Source organism: Duncaniella freteri, assembly GCF_004766125.1.
Classification (GTDB): Bacteria; Bacteroidota; Bacteroidia; order Bacteroidales; family Muribaculaceae; genus Duncaniella; species Duncaniella freteri.
On the sequence record NZ_SJSA01000002.1, the window covers coordinates 562,848 to 584,224 of the forward strand.

General features: G+C 44.9%; 19 protein-coding genes. 3 read left to right on the plus strand and 16 right to left on the minus strand.

The window, feature by feature from the left end; genetic code table 11:
* The first annotated feature begins 7 nt into the window (after window positions 1-7).
* Window positions 8-1,666 (plus strand): DNA repair protein RecN, encoded by a 1,659-nt coding sequence (gene recN / locus EZ315_RS12555; RefSeq protein WP_170957543.1) that lies wholly within the window; start codon window positions 8-10, stop codon window positions 1,664-1,666.
* A gap of 12 nt (window positions 1,667-1,678) precedes the next feature.
* Window positions 1,679-2,434, plus strand: a complete 756-nt coding sequence (gene rlmB, locus EZ315_RS12560) for a 23S rRNA (guanosine(2251)-2'-O)-methyltransferase RlmB (protein WP_135472376.1) — start codon at window positions 1,679-1,681, stop codon at window positions 2,432-2,434.
* On the opposite strand, the gene EZ315_RS12565 is transcribed toward rlmB, so the two are convergent.
* The 6 genes from EZ315_RS12565 to EZ315_RS12590 form a co-directional block, all read right to left on the minus strand.
* A complete protein-coding gene (locus tag EZ315_RS12565) occupies window positions 2,415-3,542 on the minus strand; it encodes a class I SAM-dependent methyltransferase (RefSeq protein ID WP_135472377.1) in 1,128 nt (375 codons plus the stop codon). The two genes, rlmB and EZ315_RS12565, sit on opposite strands and share 20 nt — an antisense overlap.
* Window positions 3,543-3,570: 28 nt before the next feature.
* Entirely contained in the window at window positions 3,571-4,281 is a 711-nt protein-coding gene (gene tsaB / locus EZ315_RS12570) for a tRNA (adenosine(37)-N6)-threonylcarbamoyltransferase complex dimerization subunit type 1 TsaB (protein ID WP_135472378.1), read from the minus strand.
* Window positions 4,282-4,296: 15 nt separating this feature from the next.
* Complete coding sequence (locus EZ315_RS12575) at window positions 4,297-4,698, minus strand: 2-amino-4-hydroxy-6-hydroxymethyldihydropteridine diphosphokinase (protein WP_135472379.1); 402 nt, start codon at window positions 4,696-4,698, stop codon at window positions 4,297-4,299.
* Between the two features lie 13 nt (window positions 4,699-4,711).
* Window positions 4,712-6,859 (minus strand): Tex family protein, encoded by a 2,148-nt coding sequence (locus EZ315_RS12580; protein ID WP_135472380.1) that lies wholly within the window; start codon window positions 6,857-6,859, stop codon window positions 4,712-4,714.
* 36 nt (window positions 6,860-6,895) lie between these two features.
* Window positions 6,896-7,759: a metallophosphoesterase gene (locus tag EZ315_RS12585; RefSeq protein WP_170957544.1), complete on the minus strand. Its 864-nt coding sequence runs from the start codon at window positions 7,757-7,759 to the stop codon at window positions 6,896-6,898.
* A gap of 367 nt (window positions 7,760-8,126) precedes the next feature.
* On the minus strand, window positions 8,127-9,296 hold the full coding sequence (locus EZ315_RS12590; protein WP_135472382.1) for an acyltransferase: 1,170 nt from the start codon (window positions 9,294-9,296) through the stop codon (window positions 8,127-8,129).
* A gap of 311 nt (window positions 9,297-9,607) precedes the next feature.
* Here EZ315_RS12590 and EZ315_RS12595 point away from each other — a divergent pair, with 311 nt between their 5' ends.
* Entirely contained in the window at window positions 9,608-10,354 is a 747-nt protein-coding gene (locus EZ315_RS12595; RefSeq protein WP_135472383.1) for a glycosyltransferase family 2 protein, read from the plus strand.
* Window position 10,355: 1 nt separating this feature from the next.
* Here the strand turns inward: EZ315_RS12595 and ruvC are convergent, their stop codons facing one another.
* The 10 genes from ruvC to folP all read right to left on the minus strand — a co-directional run bounded on the left by ruvC (window position 10,356) and on the right by folP (window position 21,343).
* On the minus strand, window positions 10,356-10,928 hold the full coding sequence (gene ruvC / locus EZ315_RS12600) for a crossover junction endodeoxyribonuclease RuvC (protein WP_135472384.1): 573 nt from the start codon (window positions 10,926-10,928) through the stop codon (window positions 10,356-10,358).
* Complete coding sequence (locus EZ315_RS12605) at window positions 10,928-11,236, minus strand: DUF4286 family protein (RefSeq protein ID WP_135472385.1); 309 nt, start codon at window positions 11,234-11,236, stop codon at window positions 10,928-10,930. Before EZ315_RS12605 ends, ruvC begins: the two co-directional genes overlap by 1 nt.
* Window positions 11,233-12,654: a carbon starvation CstA family protein gene (locus tag EZ315_RS12610; RefSeq protein ID WP_135472386.1), complete on the minus strand. Its 1,422-nt coding sequence runs from the start codon at window positions 12,652-12,654 to the stop codon at window positions 11,233-11,235. The genes EZ315_RS12605 and EZ315_RS12610 overlap by 4 nt, the downstream gene beginning before the upstream one ends.
* A gap of 23 nt (window positions 12,655-12,677) precedes the next feature.
* Window positions 12,678-13,616, minus strand: coding sequence for a C40 family peptidase (locus EZ315_RS12615; protein WP_135472387.1), 939 nt, complete (start codon window positions 13,614-13,616; stop codon window positions 12,678-12,680).
* Window positions 13,617-13,649: 33 nt separating this feature from the next.
* Window positions 13,650-14,417 (minus strand): TatD family hydrolase, encoded by a 768-nt coding sequence (locus tag EZ315_RS12620; RefSeq protein WP_135472388.1) that lies wholly within the window; start codon window positions 14,415-14,417, stop codon window positions 13,650-13,652.
* Window positions 14,414-15,376: a polyprenyl synthetase family protein gene (locus tag EZ315_RS12625; RefSeq protein ID WP_135472389.1), complete on the minus strand. Its 963-nt coding sequence runs from the start codon at window positions 15,374-15,376 to the stop codon at window positions 14,414-14,416. The genes EZ315_RS12620 and EZ315_RS12625 overlap by 4 nt, the downstream gene beginning before the upstream one ends.
* A 39-nt stretch (window positions 15,377-15,415) precedes the next feature.
* Window positions 15,416-17,662 (minus strand): ribonuclease R, encoded by a 2,247-nt coding sequence (gene rnr, locus EZ315_RS12630; protein WP_135472390.1) that lies wholly within the window; start codon window positions 17,660-17,662, stop codon window positions 15,416-15,418.
* Window positions 17,663-17,748: 86 nt separating this feature from the next.
* Entirely contained in the window at window positions 17,749-19,692 is a 1,944-nt protein-coding gene (gene gyrB / locus EZ315_RS12635) for a DNA topoisomerase (ATP-hydrolyzing) subunit B (protein WP_135472391.1), read from the minus strand.
* Between the two features lie 77 nt (window positions 19,693-19,769).
* Window positions 19,770-20,546: a diadenylate cyclase CdaA gene (gene cdaA, locus EZ315_RS12640; RefSeq protein WP_135472392.1), complete on the minus strand. Its 777-nt coding sequence runs from the start codon at window positions 20,544-20,546 to the stop codon at window positions 19,770-19,772.
* Between the two features lie 17 nt (window positions 20,547-20,563).
* Window positions 20,564-21,343, minus strand: coding sequence for a dihydropteroate synthase (gene folP, locus EZ315_RS12645; RefSeq protein WP_242452601.1), 780 nt, complete (start codon window positions 21,341-21,343; stop codon window positions 20,564-20,566).
* Between the last annotated feature and the right edge of the window lie 34 nt (window positions 21,344-21,377).

Genomic DNA, 21,377 nt, shown 5'->3' on the forward strand with positions numbered 1-21,377 from the left:
TATAATTGTGCTCGAATCTCTTCACATATCAAATTACGCGCTGATTGACCGCATTGACATCCTGTTTCATGAAGGATTTAACGTCATTACAGGTGAAACAGGTGCCGGTAAATCAATCATACTCGGAGCACTGTCCCTGATACTCGGCGGACGTGCTGATTCTCGTGTGGTAGCTGACCCATCCAGCAAGAGCATAATTGAAGCTGTGTTCACGGTGGATGGTTACGATGCATTGAAGGATTATTGTCTGCAAACTGATATAGAGTGGGATGACGAGCGTTGCATCCTACGTAGAGAAGTCGCTCCGGCAGGCCGGTCACGCGCCTTTGTCAATGATTCTCCTGTGCCGCTTTCCAAGCTGCAGGCAGTAGCTATGCGGCTGATAGATATTCATTCACAACATCAGAATCAGCTCCTTGCTACTCCTGAATTTCAGCTCATGGTGATAGACACACTTGCCGGGAATGAACACCGTCTCAAAGAGTACTCCTCAAGATACAATTCTTTGCGTGACGCTGTTCGTCGCCTCAAGGCTATGAGACAGCGCGTGGAGAAAAGTAAAGAGGATGAAGAATTCACACGTTACCAACTGGAGCAGCTCGAAGAGCTTGCGCTATCTCAAGGTGAACAGGAAGAATTGGAGAATGAACGTGAGGTACTTACTAACCTCACTGCTATAAAGAATGCACTTGACAGGGCGATCGCCTCTCTTACAGGCGATGACACTAATGCTGTCGATCTTATTGACACAGCCATCGATGCTTGCGATGAGCTGGATGGAGTTCTATCGGAAGAGGATGACGTGCCGTCACGTCTGGAATCGGCTAAAATTGAGATATCTGACATTGCATCTTCTCTTGAAAATGTAAATGAGCGACTCGCGGCTGATCCCGGAAGACTTGAAGCTGTCGAGGAGCGTCTTAACAGTATCTATTCTCTTTGCCATAAGCATCATCTGAACAATGGGGATGAGTTGTTGATCCTGCGTGATAATCTTCGTGCAAAGCTTCGCGAGCTTGACAACAGTGACGATATGGTAGCTGAACTTGAGAAGGAAGCACGCCGCGCTAAAGCCCTTGCAAAAGAGACTGCGGTCGAAATCTCCAACTCAAGAAAGGAGGAAGCCAAGAAGTTTTCAGCACATCTGAGAGATACGGCAATGCCTTTGGGCATGAAGAATCTTCAAGTCGATGTCGTTGTCGACCCCGCTGATATGGGACCTACCGGAATTGACTCCGTTCAGTTCATGGTCGCATTCAATAAGAACCAGAATTTAATGCCTGTTGGTGCTACAGCGTCAGGAGGCGAGATATCTCGTCTTATGCTCTCCATAAAGACTATAATAGCATCGCGTATGTCACTTCCGAGCATTTTGTTTGACGAGATTGACACCGGAGTCTCCGGTGATGTAGCCAATCGTATGGCTCTTATGATGCGAGAGATATCCAAATCTATACAGGTCACCACCATTACTCATCTACCTCAGGTTGCAGCCAAGGGTGATACGCAATATAGAGTGTACAAAGAGGATGATGACCATGCAACCCACACCCGTATAAACCAGCTTACGCCTGAACAGCGTGTAAACGCTATTGCCGAGATGCTTGGCGGAGCAACGGTTGATGACGCAGCACGTCAAGCAGCCATTTCATTATTAAACAGTTAAAATCACATCAAGATGGAAAAATCAGATTACATATATGGCATCCGTGCCGTGATGGAGGCTATCGAAGCCGGTAAAGAGATTGACAAGATATTCATAGCCAAGGATCTCCAAGGGGAGCTTGCCGCAGAATTAATCGGACTTGCCAGGCAGAACCATGTGGTGATGCAGCGCGTGCCATTGGAGCGTATCAACCGTATTACACGCAAGAATCATCAGGGTGTGATCGCAATGATGTCGGCGATAACTTATCATCGTCTTGAACATCTCGTTCCGGAACTGTATGAAGCTGGCATGCTCCCTTTCATTGTAGTGCTTGACGGCATAACTGATGTGCGTAATTTCGGCGCGATCGCCAGGACTTGCGAATGTGCAGGAGTTGATGCCATCGTCATTCCGCAACATGGCAGTGTGTCAGTTGGCGGTGACGCTATAAAGACATCAGCCGGAGCATTACATCATATCCCGGTATGCCGAGTCGGATCAACAGCATGGGCTGTAAAATTCCTTAAAGAGAATGGTTATAATGTCGCCGCCGTGACAGAGAAATCCGATATGAACTATGTGGAGGGTGATTATACCGGACCTGTAGCACTCGTAATGGGTGCAGAGGACACCGGTATCTCAGAAGCAACTCTTGATCAATGTGAAACTCGCGTAGGTATACCTATGTTCGGTAATATCGGATCTCTCAATGTGTCAGTAGCAGCTGGTGTCGCTATATACGAGGTAGTCCGTCAGCGTCTTAACGCTAACCTTGAAGTTGTATAGGCGATTCTGTTACAATCAACACCTTGGACCCATCAAACACAGTCGCCCCGAACACTGTGATGTCACCTCCTTCACGAACTTTCAGTTTCTTGACCAGATCAGGTGCTGACAATGGGAAATTTCGGGTCACGACATTGACTTTTGGATAATCGTTCCTGAATCTTCGGATGTTCTCTTTATTAAAAAGGAGAACATCTTTTATTTTATATTGTAATCCAGGGAAAGCGGAAATAGACTCATCGGAAATATAGAGATGCGTAAATGGATGCATCTTGTCATACCCGGCAATATTTCCTCCTGTTCCTTTCATCACGGCAGGGTAGGGCTGCATAAGAACCTTTCCTGGCTCGGGAGCTACGTATAGGTTGGTGGTTGTATCTTTGCCAGATAGAGTGTAGCACTGCCTGCCTATTGTGACGCATTCGGTATTGTAAACGGCGTTATTTCGGTCTATATCAAATACCACCTCTTTACATTCCTTGTTATTGCCGATCACGACGATATTACAATTACCTATGCCTAATTCACCTATTGCCGACTTGATATCTATCATTGGTGAGGCTTTTACTATAATCCTGTCACATCGAGCGAACATGCAAGGCAGAATTGCAGTAATATCAGGTGAACACTGGCTGAAAAGAAAATGTCTTCCAGAACTATCCCTGCGTGCCGGATCTATAAAAATCACATCAAAATGCTCTTGGGTTGTTTTCAGCCATTCTACGGAATCGCCATGAACGACCTGTATATTGCCACGCTTTAAAGAGCGGATATTATTGCATAGTGCATCAGCAGCATCCTTGTCAATCTCTATAGCTGTCACATCGCATCCTTTTTTCGCAAAATGCAATGCATCAATTCCGAGTCCGGCTGTCATGTCAAGGATACGGTCTCCGGCTCTCACCATTGAGGAATGTACGTCTGCAACATCGTCTGATGTCGACATCTCAGCCAATGCTATTGAGGGAAATTCAAAATCAGGGAGCTCCGACAGGGTGGCTGACAGTTTTTTGCTGCACTTATGGCGACACTCCATCTGCAATATCTCCCGAAGCATCCGTTTATCTCCGTGATATTTCAGTCTCAATCTGCTGAAATCCTCGCTCATAAGTGAACTTTACACAATGTTACAACAATCAACAACTTTCACCAAAAATATTCTTTTTGGGTTTGGTCGCCTGGAAATCCTTGATATAATATGGGGTGCTATAAGCGGTATCGATGAAATCACGACGAGCAAAAGCCTGCTCACTGAGTGCTATCATATCTATGGCAAGAGGTCGTATATCAGGAATGAATTCAGCATTCACCGCATTGATAACAGTCCTTGCCTTGTCACTTCCGTCTCCAAAAAACAGGACAGTCCTGCCCATCTCAAGAATATTCTCATATGAGTTTTCGTCAAGAATCAAAGGCATTCTCTCCATCAATGGTTCGAGTGAGAAGTTATAGGCACAGGTGTACACCTCCATACGTCGAGCATCCACCATAGGCACAAAAATTTCATCACCCACAAGATTTTCTTTAGTGAACATCACCTGGCATGCAAGCAATTTGAGTGTGTCTATTCCGATCAATGGCACATCAAGGGCATAAGCCAGTCCCTTTGCCTCAGACAATCCGATACGAAGTCCGGTATAACTTCCAGGTCCGATGGAAACTGCCACAGCATCAAGAGCTATTTCCTTTTCAGCAGCGAAATCAAGACAATACTTTACATAATCACTAAGCAATGCAGCCTGATTACGGCCATCCATATCTTCCTGATGGGCGAGTACCATCCCTTCTGCGGTCAAAGCCACAGAAGTAGAAGCTGCTGAAGTTTCGATATTAAGTATTACAGCCATATTCTGTTTCTTATTTTATTCATCCTGGAATGAACCGTTGGCAAGCAGCTCACGATATCCTTTATTGAAGTAGTGACGTTCAAAGTCTTTCGGGCGGAGTATTCTCATATCATATATCACAAGGTCGAGGTCTATTGTGACCACTCCCTCTGCTTTTGAGTTTTTGTTTCGACCTTGAAGCAATTCCCATTCTTTCAGATATTTTATAAGAGCGGCACTGCCTACAGGTGAGATCCCATGAATCACAGCATTTAGATACGGTGCATCCTTGCCATTGAAAGCCTCCGATTCGTATATAGATGACACACTGCATTTTGACAGATAGCCACACAGATGTTCTATAGCCTGATTCACTTGCGACTCCCTGTCAGGAGTATTGCTCCCCAATCCGATAGTGCAGGATGCTGGATAATCCATATTACGGTATTATTTATGATTGACTTACTCCTTTGATTGTTAATGCTATGCGTCCGCGTGCCACATCAATATCAATCACCTTGACTTTGATCCTTTGACCTATCGACACCAATTCGGACGGTGATGACACATATTTGTCACTCAATTGAGAGATGTGTATTAGACCGTTTTCCTTCATGCCAAGATCCACAAATACTCCGAATGCGGTTATATTGTTTACCTTTCCGCTGAGTTCCTGACCAATATGCAGATCACCGATTTTCCTGACATTATCGTCATAAACGGTTTCTTCTACAGCCTCTCTCGGATCGCGACCAGGCTTCTCTAACTCAAGTATTATATCAGTCAGTGTCGGCAGTCCTGTTTCCTTGGTTATATATTTGTCAAGTTCGATTTTATGAAGCAGATTCCTGTCGCGGGTAAGACGTTCAACATCAGCATTCACATCCATAGCCATTTGCTCGACCAATGCATATCGTTCAGGATGAACAGCTGTATTGTCGAGAGGATTCTTGGAGTCAGGAATACGCAGGAAGCCTGCGCATTGCTGGAATGCCTTATCGCCCATTCGAGGTACATTCATAAGCTCCGAACGTGTTGCAAAAGGTCCGTTTTCAGCACGGTATTTAACGATATTGGCAGCAAGAGTAGGACCTATACCCGACACATAGCTCAATAACTGGCGTGATGCAGTGTTGACATTGATCCCCACAGAATTTACACATGACTCAACTACATGATCAAGAGATTCCTTGAGCCGATTCTGGTTTACATCATGCTGATACTGACCTACGCCAATGCTTTTTGGATCAATCTTTACCAATTCGGCAAGTGGGTCAAGCAGACGTCGGCCTATCGATACTGCTCCGCGCACTGTCACGTCTTCATTTGGGAATTCTTCTCGCGCCACATCTGATGCTGAATATATCGAAGCTCCCTGCTCATTGACCATGTATATCTGCACGCGGCGAGGGAACACCACATCGCGTAGGAATCTTTCTGTCTCTCTGCCGCCGGTGCCTGTGCCTACAGCTATGGCGTCGATCCTATACCGGTCAACCATATAACATAATGTATCACCCGCGCCAACGAAATCGTTTGCAGGTGGAGTGGGGTAGACCACATCATGACACAATAGATTGCCTTGCTCGTCAAGGGCCACGACCTTACATCCGGTACGATAACCGGGATCAATGGCGAGAACGCGCTTACGTCCAAGTGGCGGAGACATAAGTAGTTGATGCACGTTATTGGCAAACATCTGTATTGCTCCGTCATCACTTTTCTCCTTTGTCACACCGGCTATCTCATTTTCTATCGAAGGACGCATCAACCTTCTGTAGCCATCTTTTACAGCAGCCTTCACGACTCCTGCTACAGCTGCGGATGCAGTGCTGCGCACAAACATCCGGTTCAGACGATCCATCATCTCATCATCGTCGATAGAAATGCTCACCTTAAGTATGCCTTCCTCTTCAGCTCTTCTGATTGCAAGGTAACGATGAGAGTTACATGTGCGGAGCGGTTCGGAAAAGCTGAAATAGTTCTGATATTTCGCTCCTTCGGTCTCTTTTCCGGAGACTACTTTTGATGATATGGTGGCAGAACGCTGATAACGTGACCTGACTATGCTTCTTGCTTTCTCACTTTCGCTAACCCATTCCGCTATAATGTCAGAAGCCCCTGACAATGCCTCTGATGTATCCTTGACATCACCCTTGACAAATTTCATTGCCATAATTTCGGGAGATGATTCGGACGATTGTGACATTATCATTTTAGCCAAAGGCTCCAGTCCAAGAGCTCTTGCAGCCTGTGCTCGGGTGTTGCGTTTCGGCTTATATGGCAAAAAAATGTCCTCAAGTACTACCGGGTCAAGAGTCTCCTCGATTCTTGATTCCATTTCAGCTGTCAGAGCGTTCTGCTCCCGGATCACTTGAAGAATATATTCTTTTCTCTTTTCTATCTCGAAAAGAGCTTCATGTCGCTTCTTTATGTTATATACTGTCACCTCGTCCATTCCTCCTGTCGCCTCCTTGCGATAACGGGATATAAATGGCACAGTAGCACCTTCGTCAAGCAGTCGCAAGCACGCTGCGATATGTTTACGCAGATAACTGCCAAATTCTTTGGTGATTATATTAGCATGTACGTTTACCATCGGAATGAGTAATTGTGTGTGTGATTATGTTAAGACCTATTTTTTAATTAGCTTTAAAACTGTTATTTCAGGATTTGCCCCTATGCGGGAGGGAAATCCTACTGTGCCCACACCTATGTTGACATACATACGGTGAACAGAGTCGGCGTCGGCATACAACCCTCCCCAGGTTGAATAACGCCATACGGCAGGAGACACACCGGCAATCTCCATCTGCATGGCATGTGTGTGTCCGGAAAGAGTCAACGGTATATTTATTCTACTGTTACCTGATATAGAGTCGTTCCAATGCGCAGGATTATGGCTTAAAAGCACTTTGAAAACCGAATCTTCCGGTGTAGGATATGCCTTTGTCAACGATCCGTATATCGGAAACGGATGGTCTCCGATATTTTCAACCCCAATGACTGCTATAGAGTCTCCGCCATGAAATATTTTTACAGATGAATTATTGAGCATACGCCATCCCATTGACGACTGAAGATCCTTAAGATATTGTATGCTTGAATCTTTTGCCGCTTTTGATGGCCAATCTGCATAGTCTCCATAATCATGATTACCCATTATGGAAAATACACCGTCTTTAGCTTTCAATCGGCTAAGCGGTTTGACATGCGGAGCTAATTCCGACGAACGAGAGTTTACAATATCCCCTGTGAACACTACCAGATCGGCATCCAACGAATTTATAGTATCAACAACCTTTGCCACAAATGTCGTATCATTGCCATAAGTTCCTGTATGAAAATCAGATATCTGCACTATACGGTATCCATCAAACCCTTTTGGAAGATCGGATGTGGGGATATCCACTTCTTTAACATCAATATTGAATCGATTGATCAATGCCCCCCACCACATAGCCACGAATGCAACAACTGCCAACAATGTTGCAAGCATGGATACAAGCCTGATCCTCTTCTTTTTAAAAAGGCGTGGGATATTGGCTAACAGATCAATAGCAACAAATATATATTTTGCGAAATAAACTGATAGGAACGCATACATCATCCACATTACGGAAAGCAACATTGAATTGTCACCTTCACGGCGAGGAAGAGAGACAGCACTTATCAACAGAATATAAAAAAAGACTGATGACCATAATTGGACGCTGCCAAGAAGCCTGTTCCGTAATCTTTGGCACAGACTTCTATATATGTATACGTCTGAAAAAACACTTATTACTAAAAAGAAGAGGAGTGGAATCCAAGGGATACGCATAGTGAAATCAAAAGAGGGGGAGTAGGGGAGAGTTATGAAAACATCAGCAATATCCGGCAGCAATCAATTTATTGCGCAAAGGATTTGCATACATTGTATACATATAAGTGCGCATAAAGTTCCGCTCCTGGACAGTTATATCAGGAACATCTATCTTATCAAGCTGTCCTTCTATATAAGCTGTCACTTTTGCGGCCTCCTCAGAAGAATATCTGTCAGAGTACATATCACTGTCGAAAGCTCGATCATAGGACACATAGTTGATAGGGAATATCTTGTATCCTCCGTGTATTCCGCAATCGATACTATGGCACACTCTGCGATATACTTCCTGCTTATCGGTATCGGCAGAAATACTTTCAATAAGGGAGGATATGCAGGATGAAAATGCTATATGCACCCGGCCCTTATAGCCCATAAGACCAGTCTCCATGGAGAACAGATCATCATGCTGGCTTTTCTTAAAGGCTGGATCTCTATGCTTCAACAGATACTCGCGAGTCTTTAAATAATCGTTAGGGTCATATTCATAGGATATAGACACCGGGAATATGTTTAGTTCAGCAAGTCTCTCTGACACAGAGCCTTGACCACCAAGTGCCAGCATCTTTATGACACTCTCCTGAGTATGGTCGCTCGAATCCTTTGCACGGCCTTGACGCTGGGCTATCCATATGCTCTCATGTTTGCCGGTGATTGCATAGTGGATATATGCCGAAAGTTGTTTTGCTCCTTCAAGAGCTTGGCGAGCCGGCAGATTACGTTTGACGATAAAACTGCCGTTAAGTTTTACCAGATGCGTTATCCAGTCGTATATCAGTAGGTTATCACCGATTGCTACTTCTGACGTTCTCATTCCGTGTCTCAGGAAACAGAGATTTATGAATGATGCATCAAGTACTATATCTCTATGATTGGAAACAAAAGCATACGACAATTCCGGCTTGACATTCTCAAGTCCTGACATTGTTATTCCTGCAGAGGTGTGCGCTTCAAGCTCCTCAAGGAACTTTTGCATTATATTTATCTGAAAATCCTTCTTGGTGCGAGTGCTGCGAAGAAGGCTGACAAACTGTTCATAATCTACATCGGGCAGGACCCATCTGACAGCATGTTCAAATCCCGGTTCCTTGACCATCTCTGCAACTCGCTCGGCAAATTGCGAATCGTCATACGGAGCTATTTCTGTATAATCTAATTCTGGTGCGTCCATTACGCGCTGTTATATATATAATATATAATGAATAGTCGAAACAATAGTTGGGTCAAAGGTAGTCTATTTTACAATAATATGCAATACAGCACCCTCAAATTAAGTCTTTTTAAGAACGAATGACACAGTGGGATAGGCGGACAGAATAAATATATTAAAATTCTATTTAACATAATACTGATTATGAGAAAGTCAAATGCGTTCTTTTAATGATACTCCTATTGGCTGAATAATTATCCAAATATTTGGATAATTATATTATTTAATATATTTTTGTCAGAAAGTTACTTATCATTTCAAAAATTTACTATATGCAACCGCTGTTTTCTATCATCACAGTTACATATAATGCTGAGGATGTTCTTCCCGCAACGCTCAAAAGCATTAAAGAACAGACTTGTCATCTCTATGAATTGATCATTATAGATGGTAAATCATCCGATGCAACTGTCAAGATAGTTCAAGACGCGAATATCAATAACACTGAAATTGTTTCAGAAAAGGACCGTGGCATATATGATGCAATGAATAAAGGACTTGGATTGGCTCAAGGTGATTATGTAATATTTCTTAATGCAGGAGACTCGTTTCATTCGAAAGAGACTCTCGAACACCTTGCCGATGCCATTATGGATAATGATTATCCGGGTATTGTATATGGTCAGACCGACATTGTTGACAAAGATCGCAACCGCCTGGGCGACCGACATTTACTAGCCCCTGAAGTGTTGACCCTTGATAGTTTTAAAGATGGAATGCTTGTATGTCACCAGGCATTCTGTGTACTTCGAAAAATCACCAATAATTATGATACTCGCATCAGGTATTCTGCCGATTATGAGTGGTGTATCAGATGCCTTCAACGTTCACACCGCAACTATTACCTGAATGAGACTGTAATCGATTTCCTGCATGGGGGGACAACAACTCAACATCATGTCGCATCTCTTATTGAGAGATTCAACATCATGTCGCATTATTATGGTCTCCTCCCTACCCTTTTTATACATATGAAGAAAGTTATATCCCATATAGGCAAAAAGATAGGAGTCAGATAAATCACATCTTCACTTTATCGGGATTCTTAGCTATAAAATCTTTCCAGGACTTCGGTCCGGCAGCTATTGCGGGCTTTGAGGATTCGTAGTAATGACAGAGAGCGGCGGCAAGACCATCTGTCGCATCAAGTTCAAGTTCATCAAGCTGTGATAGAGGTATTGAAAGAATGCGTCGAAGCATTTCTCTGACTTGTTCTTTTGAGGCACCTCCGTTGCCTGTGATTGCCATCTTGATTTTTCTCGGCTCATACTCTACTATCGGAATATCACGCGATAAGGCGGCTGCCATAGCGACCCCCTGAGCTCGTCCAAGCTTGAGCATCGATTGAACATTCTTGCCAAAGAATGGAGCCTCAATTGCCATTTCATCAGGAAGATATTGTTCGACAAGTCCCAATACTCGATCATAAATCCTACGCAGACGCAGGTAATGACTTTCAAAATTGCTTAACTTTATAACACCTAATGCAATAAGCATCGGTTTCTTCCCTTTTATCCCAAGAACACCATAGCCCATGACATTGGTGCCGGGGTCAATTCCTATGATGATTTTGTCAAAATCCTTTACGTCCATTACGGATTGAGAATCTCCATGTAAGTGGTGAAAAACAGCATTTTTTCTCCCATCAGACCTGAGAGCTTTGCACGCAGATCAGCAGCATGATTGTCATGCCACAGTTCAGCAGTCTCTTTATTTTCAGCCATCAGTTGCACAGCATAACCTGACATACCCTCTTGTGGCGGCATGGATATCCTCGCAAAAACAGGCTTGACAAGTCCTCCGATATTGAGGGCTGAAGGGAAATAGACATCTGTCACCCATCTGCGGAATTCAGCATCTACAGTTTCATGAACGTAATATGTTGTGTTAAGTATAGTCATTCTGGATTATTTTTATAAGCTTTCTTATATGCGAAAAATGTAATCACAATTGTCGAGATTACTCCTAAAGGAGCTGATATCAACTTATCGGTGACACCCATGAACTGAGGTGAGAGAAACACAAAGTAAGTGGATATGAATGTCATAACAATAGCCGGGATCAAAGCTACCCAAAAGTTTTTCTTCCTGCGCACAAGCCATACATATATGGTCCACAGTGTGAATACAGCAAGAGTCTGATTAGCCCATGCAAAATATCTCCATACCACACCGAACTCGACTAAAGTGATTCCGAATCCGATTATAAAAAGAGGTATGCATACAATCATGCGGTTAAGGATTGGACGTTGATTATAACTGAAAATGTCGGCAATTATAAGCCTTGCACCACGGAAAGCCGTATCACCCGATGTTATCGGGGCTGCAACAACACCGAGAAGGGCAAGAATTGCACCCACCTTGCCAAGAGTGGTATTGGATATCACATCGACAGCCCAAGCTGCATTATTTCCATGTGCTGACAATTGTTCTCCAAGTGCCGCCGGCCCATGAAAAAATGCCATGGCTATCGCCGCCCATATCAAGGCGATGATACCTTCTGAAATCATCGAGCCGTAGAACACCGACTTGCATTTCTTCTCGCTTGCCACACACCTTGCCATCAATGGTGACTGTGTGGCATGGAATCCGGATATGGCACCGCAAGCTATGGTAATAAACAATGTCGGTATAATCGGAAGTGCCTCAGGGTCAAGTTGGAAATTATGGAAAGTGGTAAGTTCTGGAATTTCGTATTCTCCTGACAGAAGGACAACAAGAAGTCCGGCAGCCATAGCGACTAATGCAACACCGAACAATGGGTAAATCTTGCCAATGACTTTATCCACCGGAAGCAATGTGGCTATTATGTAATACGCGAGTATTATATAGACCCATACCTGCTGAGTGACGTCGCTTACCATCGTAGAGAGAAGTTGTGCCGGGCTAAGGATAAACACAGCTCCGACAAGAACAAGAAGTGCGATGGAAAACACTCTTACCACTGCTCGCGTACCCATTCCAAGATACTCTCCTATGACTTCCGGAAGACTCTTTCCATCATGGCGGAGTATCAGCATTCCCGACAGATAATCATGCATGGCACCGAAGAATATGCAACCGAGAGTGATCCATAAAAATGCTACGGGACCGAAACATGCGCCGAGTATGGCTCCAAATATCGGTCCTGTACCGGCAATGTTAAGCAACTGTATCAAAAATACCCTCCAGCGCGGAAGCTTTATATAGTCAACACCATCCTCCATTCTTATGGCAGGAGTCACATTTGCATCATCAGCTTCGGCGAGCCGTTCAAGATAGCTGCCATATGTAAAATATGCTATGATAAGAAGTGAAAGGCAGATTATGAAAGTTATCATTGTTTTTGGATTTTAACGTTGTATCAAAAGTACCATGGATGATTTATGATTTGCCAAATTCCTTCTGACGAGATTTCTCCTTCGATTCTTGATGCTCCACGATACACCCTTGCTGAAAAATCCGAGTCATCAGCCCGCATATAATTACACTTTACTCTGCCTGAGGAATGGATATATTTTCCTTCGGAATCATATAATGCAACATGTGATATTCTTCCGTCAGGAGTGGCACTGAAGAACAATAGATCGGCTGGACGAAGTGATGAAATATCCTCCGGCTCTATTCGTCGTCCGATATTTATCTGCTGGCGTGCATCACGTAATGTAAGGATTCCGTTTCCATAGTAAGCCACCCTGACAAGTCCGGAGCAATCCACCGATTTTGTCGAGCATGCCCCCCACAGATAAGGGGCTCCGTATAGATAATAGCATCGGTCAAGTATCTTTTGAGCTTCGAATGGTTGTGACGCCCAATCTTCAATACTGCTTACACAGTCCGTAGATACCCATCCATCCCTTCCGTCAGGCAGTGTGACATGACTGAACCGTCCCCTACTCTTTTTGCCGTTTACAATCGAGCCGTTCACCAGTTCTGTTACTGTATTCCTGGGAGAAGAAATTAAAGTATCTCTGATAACCTTGACCTCTGACATTGATGTGACAGCAAGTCTTGATGAATTTTTCCAATTCTGCATCTCGGTGTCGCTGAGCCTTTTGACACTCGATATGTTCATATAACCAGTGTATCCGTCCGGACCTTCAAGCTTAAGCCATTCACTGCCATTGTCCTCAAGAACTTTCATTGGTGTGCCCATTATGGATTGAGACGACATCTCTGAAGCATGACTGCTCCCCTCTCTAATGCAGGCTACCGGTATATTAACAAGCACCCACTCCTGTTGCTGTTGGGCACTCAGCAATAAAGGCAGGGAAAAGAGCAATGACAATAAATAGTTTCTCATATCAATTAAACGATGACAATAAGAAATTAGTCGTTACATTAAGAACAGTTTCTCCGCATTAGCGGTAGTAGCGGATGCAACTTCGTTAATATCAATCCCCAGTGAATCTGCTACAACGTGAGCAGTATATACCATATATGAACTTTCGTTCCGCTTGCCGCGTCTGGGAACCGGAGCAAGATATGGAGAATCGGTCTCCAGCAATAATCTTTCAAGCCCTATTGATGGAAGAGTAGCACGAAGCATTGAATTCTTAAACGTAACTATCCCATTGATCCCGAAATAATAGTCCCCGGTTTTTCTTATCTTTTCAACATCATCAGGAGAGCCTCCGAAGCTATGGAATACACCTTTCACATTCCCTTTGTATCCGCCAAGCACCTCTATCACTTGGTCAAGACCATCTCTACAATGAACGATTATCGGAAGATTTTTTTCGACGGCCCAATTTACCTGAATATCGAATGTTTCCATTTGTTCCTTCTCAAAAGTCCTGTCCCAATAAAGGTCTATACCGATCTCTCCGATTCCCACATAGTCATCACAGCCAAGTTCTTTCGACACAATTTCAATACTATCCCTCCAGTCCGGCCCCACTTCTGTGGGATGCAGCCCCATGGCCATGAATGTATTGTCAGGATATAATCTATGAAGTTGTTTCATGGGCTCAATTGTGCCGCAATCCACATTAGGCAACAGCATGCGGGTTACACCGGCATCAATCGCCCTGTTGACAGCCTCATATCTGTCCTCTTCAAATTCAGGAAGATATAAATGAGTATGAGAATCAAATAGCGTCATTTGTTCCTGGTGGCTGACTTTAGAGCAAGATCCATAAAGAATGAGCGGGCCTCAGGAGCAAGTTCCAGATGATCGAGACATTTTATTGCAGTATCGATATATGCGCTTATCAGTTCGTGGATACGCTGGGGAAGATCAAGCTCGTCATAGATACTCCTTACAGCTTTTATCTTTGACTCAGGATCGTCAGTGGTACCAAGCATAGATTTTATTCGACCTGACTTATCCTCATTCATAGCCATTATAAGAAGCCATGTCTTCTTGTCGTTCAGAATGTCTCCGCCAATAGATTTTCCGAATGTCTCTGGGTCTCCATAAGTGTCAAGATAATCATCCTGAAGCTGAAATGCAAGCCCAAGATTGACTCCGAAATCAAAGAACCGCACCTGAGTTTCGAAAGGGGCATCAGCCATAAGCGCGCCCATCCCGCAAGCACATCCGAGTAGCACTGATGTCTTAAGACGTATCATCTCCATATACTCCTCGACTGTAACATCTGTACGGCTCTCAAAATCCATATCATACTGCTGACCCTCATAGATATTCATGGCTGTGCCATTGAATAGCTCAAGAGCTTGCGGAAGCCGTTCGCCGCATTTCACAGCAAGCAGCATATTTGCGGTCGTAAGCATCGCATCGCCTGAAAGGATGGCAGTCTCTTCATTCCATTTAACATGAACAGTAGGACGACCTCGACGCACCTCAGCCTTATCCATCACATCATCATGAAGAAGAGTGAAGTTATGAAACATCTCTATTGCTATAGCCTGATGTATGGCAGTCATAGCCTCTTTGCCAAATGCCTCACAAGCAGCAAGGGCAAGCACTGGCCGAAGTCTCTTTCCTCCGCAATTGAGGGTGTAGCGTATTGGATCATACAGACCGCTTGGATGTCCGGGCAATCTCAGATTGGATATGGCATCCGTCACGATCTGTAGATATTCATTATACTCTTTCATTGCAATTATGATTGGTCGGATTAAAAATGGAGGTATGGGTTATTTACGGCGGCGTTTCTTCTTCCCATGCGACTTATCGGCAAGAGCTTCTCTAACTGACGCCTTCTTACCCATGTAGTCCTCGCCCTTTATAGCCAGGCCTTTGTCATCCAACAGGACAAAATCAAGTTGCTTCTTTTCCAGATCGGCACGAGCAACCTTGACATCCACATTGTCACCAAGCCTGTAACGATGATTGTGACGACGGCCTACCAGGCAATGGTTCTTTTCATCGAAATCATAATAATCGTCAGCAAGATCCCTCATGGGTATAAGTCCCTCACAAAGATTCTCTTTCAGCTCCACATACAGACCCCACTCGGTGACACCCGAAATGATTCCGGAATACGTCTCTCCGAGGTGTGACTGCATGTACTCTACCTGTTTGTACTTGATGGACGCACGCTCGGCACTTGCTGCCAGCTGTTCCATTTCGCTTGAATGCTTACACTGCTCCTCAAGTTTCTGTACAACCACGCTTCTGCCACCGGCAAGATAACGCTCCAGCAGGCGATGCACCATCATATCCGGATATCTGCGAATAGGAGATGTGAAATGCGTATAGTAATCGAAACCGAGACCATAATGCCCTATGTTTTCAGTCGAATATATAGCTTTTGCCATTGAACGGATGGCAAGGGTGGCAAGATAATTTTCTTCTCCCTTTCCTTTCACTTCGGCAAGCATCCTGTTTATTGACCTATTGATCTCTCGCGGAGTTCCTGATGACTTGACTTTATAGCCAAAGCCGCGGGCTATGGCTGAAAAATCGGCAAGGCGTTGGGCATCCGGAACATCATGGATACGATACACAAAAGCTTTTGGCTTTTTCTTGTCCTTTGGTTTCCCGACATATGATGCGACTGTCTTATTGGCAAGCAGCATGAACTCCTCAATAAGCTTATTGGCATCTTTCGACACTTTGAAGAACACTCCTAAAGGTGTTCCATCCGGAGAAATTTCAAATTTCACCTCGGCACGGTCAAATTCCACCGAACCCTCTTCGTAACGTTCCTTTCTCAGCTGTTTAGCCATCGAATCAAGCGCAAGGATAGCTTCCACGCAATCACCCATTCCGGTCTCTATCACGCTTTGAGCCTCCTCGTAACTGAATCGACGATTGGACTTGATTACAGTTCTTGCAATCATTGAGTTGTACACGCGAGCCTGCGCATCCATCTCAAATATCACAGAGAATGCCAGTTTCTCTTCATCAGGACGAAGAGAGCATATCCCATTGCAGAGATGCTCCGGGAGCATAGGCACGACACGGTCCACAAGATATACGGATGTGGCTCGCTTCTGAGCCTCCTTGTCGATGATTCCGTCAGGCTTGACATAATGGGTCACATCAGCAATGTGAACACCCACTTCATAACGTCCATTAGGCAGGACCCTGAATGACAGCGCGTCATCAAAATCCTTAGCATCTGCGGGGTCAATAGTGAAAGTGAGCACATCACGCATATCCATGCGCTTCTCCACCTCTTCATCGGTTATGCCGGCCTCAATCTTGTTGGCGGCGGTCTCTACAGATGACGGATACTTGTAAGGCAGTCCGAATTCCGCAAGGATTGCATGGATCTCGGCATTGTTCTCTCCGGCTTCACCAAGAATATCGATCACCTCGCCAGAAGGATTCTTGAAATCCTGTTTCCATTCAGAGATTCTTACCACAGCCTTGTCGCCAGTCTTTCCACCTTTAAGCTTACTTTTTGGTATAAAGATATCCGTGGCGAGAAATTTCGAATCCGTGAGCAGATATCCGAAATGACGCTCCACTTTTAGAGTTCCGATGAAGGTCTGCTCTTTCTTCTCTATAATCTCGATCACCTCAGCTTCCGGCTCGGCTCCCCGACGATGAGCAGCTATATTTACACGCACTTTGTCCCCATTGAGGGCATGCATGGAATTGCGCTCTGCAATCATAAGAGTCTCACCATCATTGTCGGTGACAACCGAATTCTTACCGTTGTTTCGGCGGACAAAGGTCCCTACAGCCTCATTGCCTCTTTGTGGAGACTTGTATTTTCCTGGTGAGACCTCTATAATATCACCATTGAATGCCATCTCAACAAGCAGTAGTGCCACATTGCGCTGCTGTGCGGCTGTTGATGCTCCGATGGCGTGAGAGACTTGCCTATAATTATAGGTATTGCCTTTTTGTTGGGACACAAACTCCCCGACTTTTTTATTCAAGGCTGACGCCTTGCGTCCTGAAGCATTTCCTGAAGATGATTTTGACATAGTGGATGATATTATACAGGGACTTGGTCCCACTAATTATAACTTAATAATATTGTTTGCCGCAAAAAGGTTCACCGCTCCTTGCTTTATGCGTCAATATTCGCATAATTGGCGTTGGATTCGATGAAATCACGGCGAGGAGCCACATCTTCACCCATTAGCATGGAGAAGATTCGGTCAGCCTCAGCAGCATCAGTAATGTTCACCTGCTTGAGCAGTCGCTGTTCCGGGTCCATTGTGGTGTCACGGAGCTCTTCAGCCGACATCTCACCGAGACCCTTGTAACGCTGCACCTTAGTCTTTTCACCGTTCACAGCTATGAACTGCTGCACCTGGGCGTCAGTCCAGCAATACTCCTCATTTTTGCCACGTGAGCACTTATACAACGGAGGTGTGGCAAGATAGAGATATCCCTGCTCGATAATCGGGCGCATACGGCGGAAGAAGAATGTCATAAGCAATGTGGCGATATGGCTTCCGTCGACATCGGCATCGGTCATGATTATGATCTTGTGATAGGCAAGTTTTGAAAGATTTATCTCCTTGGGATCCTCTTCAGTTCCGATCGACACTCGCATAGCTCTGTACAGGTTAGTGATCTCCTGGTTATCAAGGATCTTGTGGTCCATAGCTTTCTCCACATTCAGGATCTTGCCTCGCAGCGGAAGTATTGCCTGGAAGGTGCGATCTCGTCCCTGCTTTGCTGTTCCGCCTGCGGAGTCACCCTCGACAAGAAACAGCTCGCAATCCTCTGCATGACGTGAGGAACAATCAGCAAGCTTGCCTGGAAGACCGCCTCCGGAGAGGGGTGATTTGCGAAGCACCTTATTGCGTGCATTGTAGGCTGCATGACGTGCCTGTGCAGCAAGAGCTATTTTCTCTACAATAGTTTTTGCCTGTTTCGGGTGCTCCTCAAGGTAATACCGCAGAGCTTCGCTGACAGCAGAAGAAACAGCACCGGCAACTTCACTATTGCCAAGTTTGGTTTTTGTCTGACCCTCAAACTGTGGCTCAAGCACTTTGACTGAAATAACAGCGGTAAGTCCTTCACGGAAATCGTCACCGGCGACATCAACCTTCACCTTGTCAAGAAGTTTATGCTCTTCCGCATATTTTTTCAGTGTAGTGGTGAGTCCGCGGCGGAAGCCTGTGAGATGTGTGCCCCCCTCTATGGTATTGATGTTGTTTACAAACGAATGTACATTCTCGTTGTATGTACTGTTGTAAGTCAGAGCAACTTCCACAGGTATCCCTTGACGCTCGGTGTTAAGATGTACCACGTCATTTATAAGAGATTCTTTGTTGGAGTCGATGTATTCAACAAATTCACGAAGACCGTCCTTGGAATAGAAAGTCTCGCTACGAGGATTCCCCTCCGAATCAAGATTACGCTTGTCTGTAAGAGTCAATGTGATACCGGCATTAAGGAATGCGAGATCTCGCAGACGTATAGCAAGAGTGTTATAGTCATATTCAGTAACGGTGAATATGGAGTCATCCGGCCTGAATGTAATGGTGGTACCTGTAGTATCACTATCCCCTACCACCTGGAGTTCGGTAGTAGGTTTGCCGCATGAATATTCCTGCATATATATCTTGCCGGAACGGCGTACCTCAGCACGAAGATAGGTCGAAAGAGCATTCACACAGCTCACACCCACACCATGCAGGCCACCTGACACCTTATAGCTCCCTTTATCAAACTTTCCACCGGCATGAAGCACAGTCAATACCACCTCAAGTGCACTCTTGTGCTCTTTTTCGTGCATATCTACTGGGATTCCACGGCCGTTATCGACAACGGTGATGGAATTGTCGGTGTTTATAGTCACTTCGATATGAGAAGCATACCCTGCCAGTGCCTCATCGATGGAGTTATCCACAACCTCATACACAAGATGGTGAAGGCCCTTCGCGCTGATATCGCCGATATACATCGCGGGGCGTTTCCTGACGGCCTCAAGTCCTTCGAGAACCTGAATATTGCTGGCACTGTATTGTTCTTCTCTCAACTTTTCTTCTTCTGACATATCTGATGTTATTATTTTCTTTTTCTGTCTACAAAATTACTAAAAATTTCCCAAATCGGCAAAAGCGTGCAGCCCACTTAATCATTGACCATAATCTGCGAAAGCCGATGTTCAAGGTCAGTCGAGCTAAGGCGGGTGTGAAGCACTCCTTTATGTGCAACAGAGATGTTCCCGGTCTCCTCCGACACTACTATTGCAAAAGCATCGGTAGCTTGCGAGATGCCAAGTGCCGACCTATGCCGCAATCCGAGAGCTCTCGGGACATTGCGGTCATGGCTTACCGGGAGAATACACCCTGCGCTGCATATCCTGCCTCGATCGACGATCATGGCTCCATCGTGAAGCGGTGAGTTCTTGAAAAAAATATTCTCTATCAACCTGGAATTAATGTCTGCATCAATTATATCTCCGCTCTTTTCATAGGACTCCAGCGACATCTCCTGCCTTATCACAATCAATGCTCCTGTCTTAGTCTTTGCCATATTCATGCATGCATACACAATTGGGAGCACATATTTGCGTGCATCCTGACCGTTGTTGTTTTTTTCATGCCTGAACAGATTTTTAAGGAACCTCCACCTCTTATGGTCACCAAGCTCCACAAGGAACCGCTTGATCTGGTCCTGAAACAATATAACTATGACAAGCAGCCCTATACCCATGAACTGGTCCAGAATAGTGCCTATGAGTTTTAGATTCAGTATCTGGGAAGTCAGGACCCAGACCACAATGAATGCAAGAACTCCGAAAAATATGTTTATAGTGCCGCTCTCCTTCATTATCCTGTAAAGATAAAAAAGCAGGAGGGCTACTATCGCGATATCAAATGCATCTCTTATACCAAACTGGTCCACGTGTGTTTGTATTAAGATTATAATGTGGATAATTCATACATTCTAACAGCCGCAACCGCCTCGCTGACATCATGAACCCTGAGGATTGAAGCACCTCTTGTGAGAGCTATCGTGTCAAGCGCGATTGTTCCAGGCAACGCTTCCATCGGAGTGATGCCGAGGCTCTTCGTTATCATTGACTTCCTCGACACTCCGACAAGAACAGGAGCTCCAAGTGATGACTTAAACAGTTGAAGATTGCGCATCATCTCGAAATTCTGTTCTGTAGTCTTGCTGAATCCGAAACCCGGATCAATGATAATATCCGACACTCCCATAAGGCGTAACCGACGCAACTTTTCAGAAAGGTCCGATATCACATCAGCTGTTACATCATGATATTCTGTAAGAGCCTGCATTGTTGACGGATTGCCACGCATGTGCATGAGTATGTATGGGGCGTTAAGATCCGCTACTGTTGCCCACATCTCCTGATCAAGATCTCCTCCTGAGATGTCATTTACGATGTCTGCACCAAGATTCACCACAGCCTCTCTTGCCACGCCGGCACGGAAAGTGTCGACCGACACTGGAATATCCTGTGAGATATCCCTTATCACTTTCATGCCCAAGGCTATTCGCCGACACTCCTCTTCCTCACTGACATCTGAGGCTCCCGGCCGCGAAGAATAAGCACCTAAATCGAGCATATCCGCCCCTGCTGTTATCATCTCCTCCACTCTTTTTGCAATTTCCGGAATGGTGGAGGATCTTGAACCTGCGAAAAACGAGTCAGGAGTGACATTGACAATGCCCATTACCGCCGGTTTGTCGTATTCAAATAAACGACCT